Source organism: Arthrobacter sp. 10T413_2 (assembly GCF_056394205.1).
On record NZ_JBFTHK010000269.1, the window covers coordinates 1 to 4,377 of the forward strand.

The 4,377-nt window shown below is 65.5% G+C and carries 4 protein-coding genes; 1 reads left to right on the forward strand and 3 read right to left on the reverse strand.

From position 1 onward, the window contains the following. Positions 1-311: 311 nt before the first annotated feature. Positions 312-1,202: an SGNH/GDSL hydrolase family protein gene (locus AC1DBQ_RS22205; protein WP_476930570.1), complete on the forward strand. Its 891-nt coding sequence runs from the start codon at positions 312-314 to the stop codon at positions 1,200-1,202. Between the two features lie 221 nt (positions 1,203-1,423). Here the strand turns inward: AC1DBQ_RS22205 and AC1DBQ_RS22210 are convergent, their stop codons facing one another. The 3 genes from AC1DBQ_RS22210 to AC1DBQ_RS22220 all read right to left on the reverse strand — a co-directional run. Then, positions 1,424-3,139, reverse strand: coding sequence for a dipeptide ABC transporter ATP-binding protein (locus tag AC1DBQ_RS22210; protein ID WP_476930571.1), 1,716 nt, complete (start codon positions 3,137-3,139; stop codon positions 1,424-1,426). An 11-nt stretch (positions 3,140-3,150) separates the two neighbouring features. Beyond that, the gene (locus AC1DBQ_RS22215; RefSeq protein WP_476930572.1) at positions 3,151-4,143 is read right to left on the reverse strand and encodes an ABC transporter permease; all 993 of its coding nucleotides are present in this window, start codon (positions 4,141-4,143) and stop codon (positions 3,151-3,153) included. Next, on the reverse strand, positions 4,133-4,377 hold a 245-nt coding region (locus AC1DBQ_RS22220; protein WP_476930573.1), incomplete at its 5' end, for an ABC transporter permease subunit. The genes AC1DBQ_RS22215 and AC1DBQ_RS22220, both read right to left, overlap by 11 nt.

Genomic DNA, 4,377 nt, shown 5'->3' on the forward strand with positions numbered 1-4,377 from the left:
GGTGGTGGTTTCAGACATGCGTTATTGCTCGATTCAGTGGTGAAGTCAGCTGTGGTATCGCGACATTTCCAACCGGAACGCACGACGGATACGCCCTTTCGACACAGGGCACCTGATACAAGTCTAAGGGCTAGGCTATTTATTGGCCTAAAATGCGAACGTCCGATGATCCGGCGGCCGACCCTGCCGAGGTGGACTGCGCCGGAAGGACACACGAAAGTTGATTGTTACCTGTGAGTAAAGTCACTGGATTTTCCCGCTCCCATACCCCATCATTGCTCTCATAGCAGCAAGCAAGCCCGGAGACATTCATGCGAAACGCCTCGGCTCTGTCCCGCTTTGTCGCAACGATGATCGCCGTAGGCGTAGTTCTTGGCGGCTGCGGGCAGGCTTCTTCCTCACCTGCGTCCGACGCGGGCACTTCCGCTGCGCCACGGGCGGCCGGCCAGGCCGGTGGCGCAGCCAACGGCGCCGGCGTGCCGGTGGCTGCAGGCTCGCCGGGAAAGACACGGGCCGGTTCCGGAATCAATCCCGCAGACTTGGCCGGCGGTTCGATCTACCGCAATCCTGCCAACGGCCGCGACGAGGTGATCGTCAAGGACACCAGCAACACCGCCGTATTGATTGGTGACTCCCAATCGGAGCCGTCCTTCGGCTGGCCCAGGCAGGGCCTGGCCGCGGCGGGGTACAAGGTCTTCTTCTGCGGCCGGGGCGGCACCGGTTACGTGGCGTCGAACGGCAAGACCGGCAATTACATTGACGCGCTCCAGCGCGGTGACTGGAAGCTCCCGTACGGCACCCCTCCCCTGGTGGTGATTGAAGGCGGCGGAAACGACGCCGCACGCGGCGCCACGGACTCGCAGATCGTCGCCAATGCCGAGCGGCTGATCGCCAGCATCCGTCAGCGCTATCCCGCGGCGCGGATGCTCATGGTMGGCACGCTCGCGCGCGGCGCCAGCTTCGGCGGAGGACGCCGGAGCCAGGTGGACACGCTGCTGGGGACCGTGGCAAGCCGGCACGGTCTGCCGTTCGTCAGCGCCGGAGACTGGCTCACCCGCTACAACCTCACGGGTTCGATGGCGGACGGAGTTCACCTGAACAGGCAGGGCCATGCGGCCCTCGGCGCCGTCTTCGGCCAGCGKCTTGAGTCCATGGGACTTGAATACCAGGACGCCGGCCTCGTCTCCGGTTTGGCCCACTAACGCCGGCCCGGTCAGGCCGGCCCGGACCCGCAAGCAGCAAGCCGCAAGAAGTAAGGGAACCTGCACGACAAAGGAGCCGGTGCGCGCCCTTGCGGGCGAACACCGGCTCCTTTGTTGTYGCGGATTTACAGGCCTACTTGCTGTTACAGGCGCACTTGGTGTTGCAGGCCTGCTGTTACCAGGCGCATCTGCTGCCAGGACCTGTCAGCCGTGTTAAAGGCTCACGCGACTTCCGGAGGCAGCATGAGGCCGGCGCCGGGGATCGCGTTGAGCAGCGCCTTGGTGTAGTCCTGCTGCGGCGATTCGAAGACGTCGTCCGTGGACCCGGTCTCCACCAGCTTGCCCTTCTGCATGACGCACACGTGGTCGGCGATCTGCCGGACCACTGCGAGGTCGTGGGTGATKAACAGGTAGGTCAGGCCGAGCCGGGACTGGAGTTCGGCGAGCAGGTTCAGCACCTGGGCCTGTACCAGCACGTCCAGTGCCGAGACAGCCTCGTCACAGATGATCACTTCGGGGTCCAGGGCCAGGGCACGGGCGATCGCGACGCGCTGKCGCTGGCCGCCGGAKAGCTCGTTCGGATACCGCTGCATCGTGGACTGCGGCAGCGCCACCTGGTCCAGCAGTTCCCGGACCTTCTTCTCGCGGCTGGCCTTGTCCCCGATTTTGTGGGTCCGCAGCGGTTCCTCGATGGTCCTGAAGATGTTGTACATCGGGTCGAGGGAACCGTACGGGTCCTGGAAGATCGGCTGCACGCGGCGCCGGAAGGCGAAGATCTCCTTGCTGTTCAGCGTGGAGGTGTCCACGCCGTCGAAGATGATCTTGCCTGAGGTCGGCGTCAGGAGGTTCAGGACCATCTGGGCCACCGTGGACTTGCCGGACCCCKACTCCCCGACGATCGCCGTCGTGGTTCCCCGCTTGACGCTGAAGGAGACGTCGTCGACGGCGGTGAAGTCGGTGGACTTGCCCAGGCCCGAGCGCAGCTTGAAGACCTTCCTGAGGTTCTGGATCTGCAGGACTTCGTCGCTCTTGGARGGCTCAACCACGCCGGTTTCGGTGGGGGCAAGCATGTCGTCCGTTTCCACGCCCAGTTCCTTGGCGGCCTGGATGCGCCGGGACGCCAGCGACGGCGCCGAGGCGACCAGCCGCTGGGTGTACGGGTGCTGGGGGTTCTGCAGCAGCTCCAGCGACGGTCCGGATTCGACCACCTGGCCGCGGTACATGACCACCACCTGGTCGGCGCGCTCGGCGGCGAGGCCGAGATCGTGCGTGATCAGGAGCACCGCGGTGCCCAGCTCCGTGGTCATCTTGTCCAGGTGATCAAGGATCTGGCGCTGCACGGTGACGTCGAGCGCCGAGGTGGGCTCGTCCGCGATGAGCAGCCGGGGCTGGCAGGAGAGCCCGATGGCGATGAGCGCGCGCTGGCGCATGCCGCCGGAGAACTCGTGCGGGTACTGCTTGGCCMGGCTGGCGGCGTCCGGAAGCCCTGCCTGGGACAGGACCTTCGCGACGTCGTCGGTTCCGCTGGGCAGGCCGTTGGCCTTCAACGTCTCGCGGACCTGGTCGCCGATCTTCCACACCGGGTTCAGGTTGGACATCGGGTCCTGCGGGACCATGCCGATGCTGTTGCCGCGGAGTTCGATCATCCGCTTTTCGCTGGCGTTGGAGATGTCTTCACCGTCGAACAGGATCTGCCCGGCCGCGACGCGGCCGTTGCCCGGGAGCAGGCCGATCGCGGCCAGCGCGGTGGTGGACTTGCCGGAACCCGACTCGCCCACAATCGCGACAGTTTCGCCCGGCATGATGGTGAGGTGGGCATTCCGAACGGCGTTGACCTCGCCGTTGCTGGTGGTGAAGCCGATTGCCAGGTCTTTGATTTCAAGAAGCGGGAGCTCAGTGGCGTAGTCCGCTTCCTGGAGTTCAACAGAGGCGCTCATKGTGTCCCCTTTCATCGCTTGCGGGCTTTGGGATMGAGGGCATCACGCAGGGCATCGCCCAGCATGATGAAGCTCAGGACGGTGATGGACAGCGCGATGGCCGGGTAGAGCAGCGGCATCGGGTTGGACCGCAGTGAAGCCTGCGCCGCCTGGATGTCGTTGCCCCAGGACATGACGCTGGGCGGCAGCCMGATGCCGAGGAAGGACAGCGTGGATTCGGCCACGATGAACGTGCCCAGGGAAATGGTGGCCACAACGATGATCGGAGCCAGCGAGTTCGGCAGGACGTGGCGCATGAGGGCGCCGAGCTTCGAGACGCCMAGCGAGCGGGCGGCCGTGACGAAGTCGGCGTTGCGGACTTCGATGACCGCGCCGCGGGTGATGCGGGCAATCTGCGGCCAGCCGAAGACGACCAGAATGAGTACCAGGGTCCAGACCGTCCGGTTCGCGCGGAACATCGGCAGCTGCATGAGCACGATCGCGCCCAGGATCAGGGGCAKGGCGAAGAAGATGTCATTGATGCGGGCCAGGACGGAGTCGACCCAGCCGCCGTAGTAGCCGGCCACGGCACCCATGATGCCGCCGATCAGCAGCACACCGATGGTGGTGAAGAGGCCCACTGTCACCGAGGAGCGCGTGCCGAAGATGACGCGGGCGTAGACGTCGCAGCCCTGCTGGGTAAAGCCCAGGGGGTGGCCCGCGGCGGGGCCGGCGTCGGAGTTGGCCAGCTGGCACGCCTCCGAGGTCGGGTCGATCGGCGAGAAGAGTCCCGGGAACAGCGAGACCGCAACGACCACCAGGATCAGGAACGCAGAGATGAGGAAGAGCGGCTGCTTGCGCAGGTTCTTCCAGGCCTCGCCCCAAAGGCTCAGCGGTGCGGTTTCGTCCTTGACCCGGTCCGTCACCTGGAGCGGGGTCTCAGAGACGTCGGCCACGAAGTGCTCGATCCGGCGGCCCGGACGGGTGGCAACGGCGTGCCGTGCGGTGGAGTTCTCAGGAGTCATAGCGGATCCTCGGGTCAAGCCAGGCGTAAAGCAGGTCAACGAGCAGATTGGACAGGCAGTAGATCAGCACCAGGACGGTGACAATCGAGACCACGGTGGGGCCTTCACCCGACAGCACGKCCCGGTAAAGCCGGTTGCCCACGCCCGGGACGTTGAAAATGCCTTCTGTAACGATCGCGCCGCCCATCAGGGCGCCGAGGTCGGCGCCCAGGAACGTGATGACGGGAATCAGGG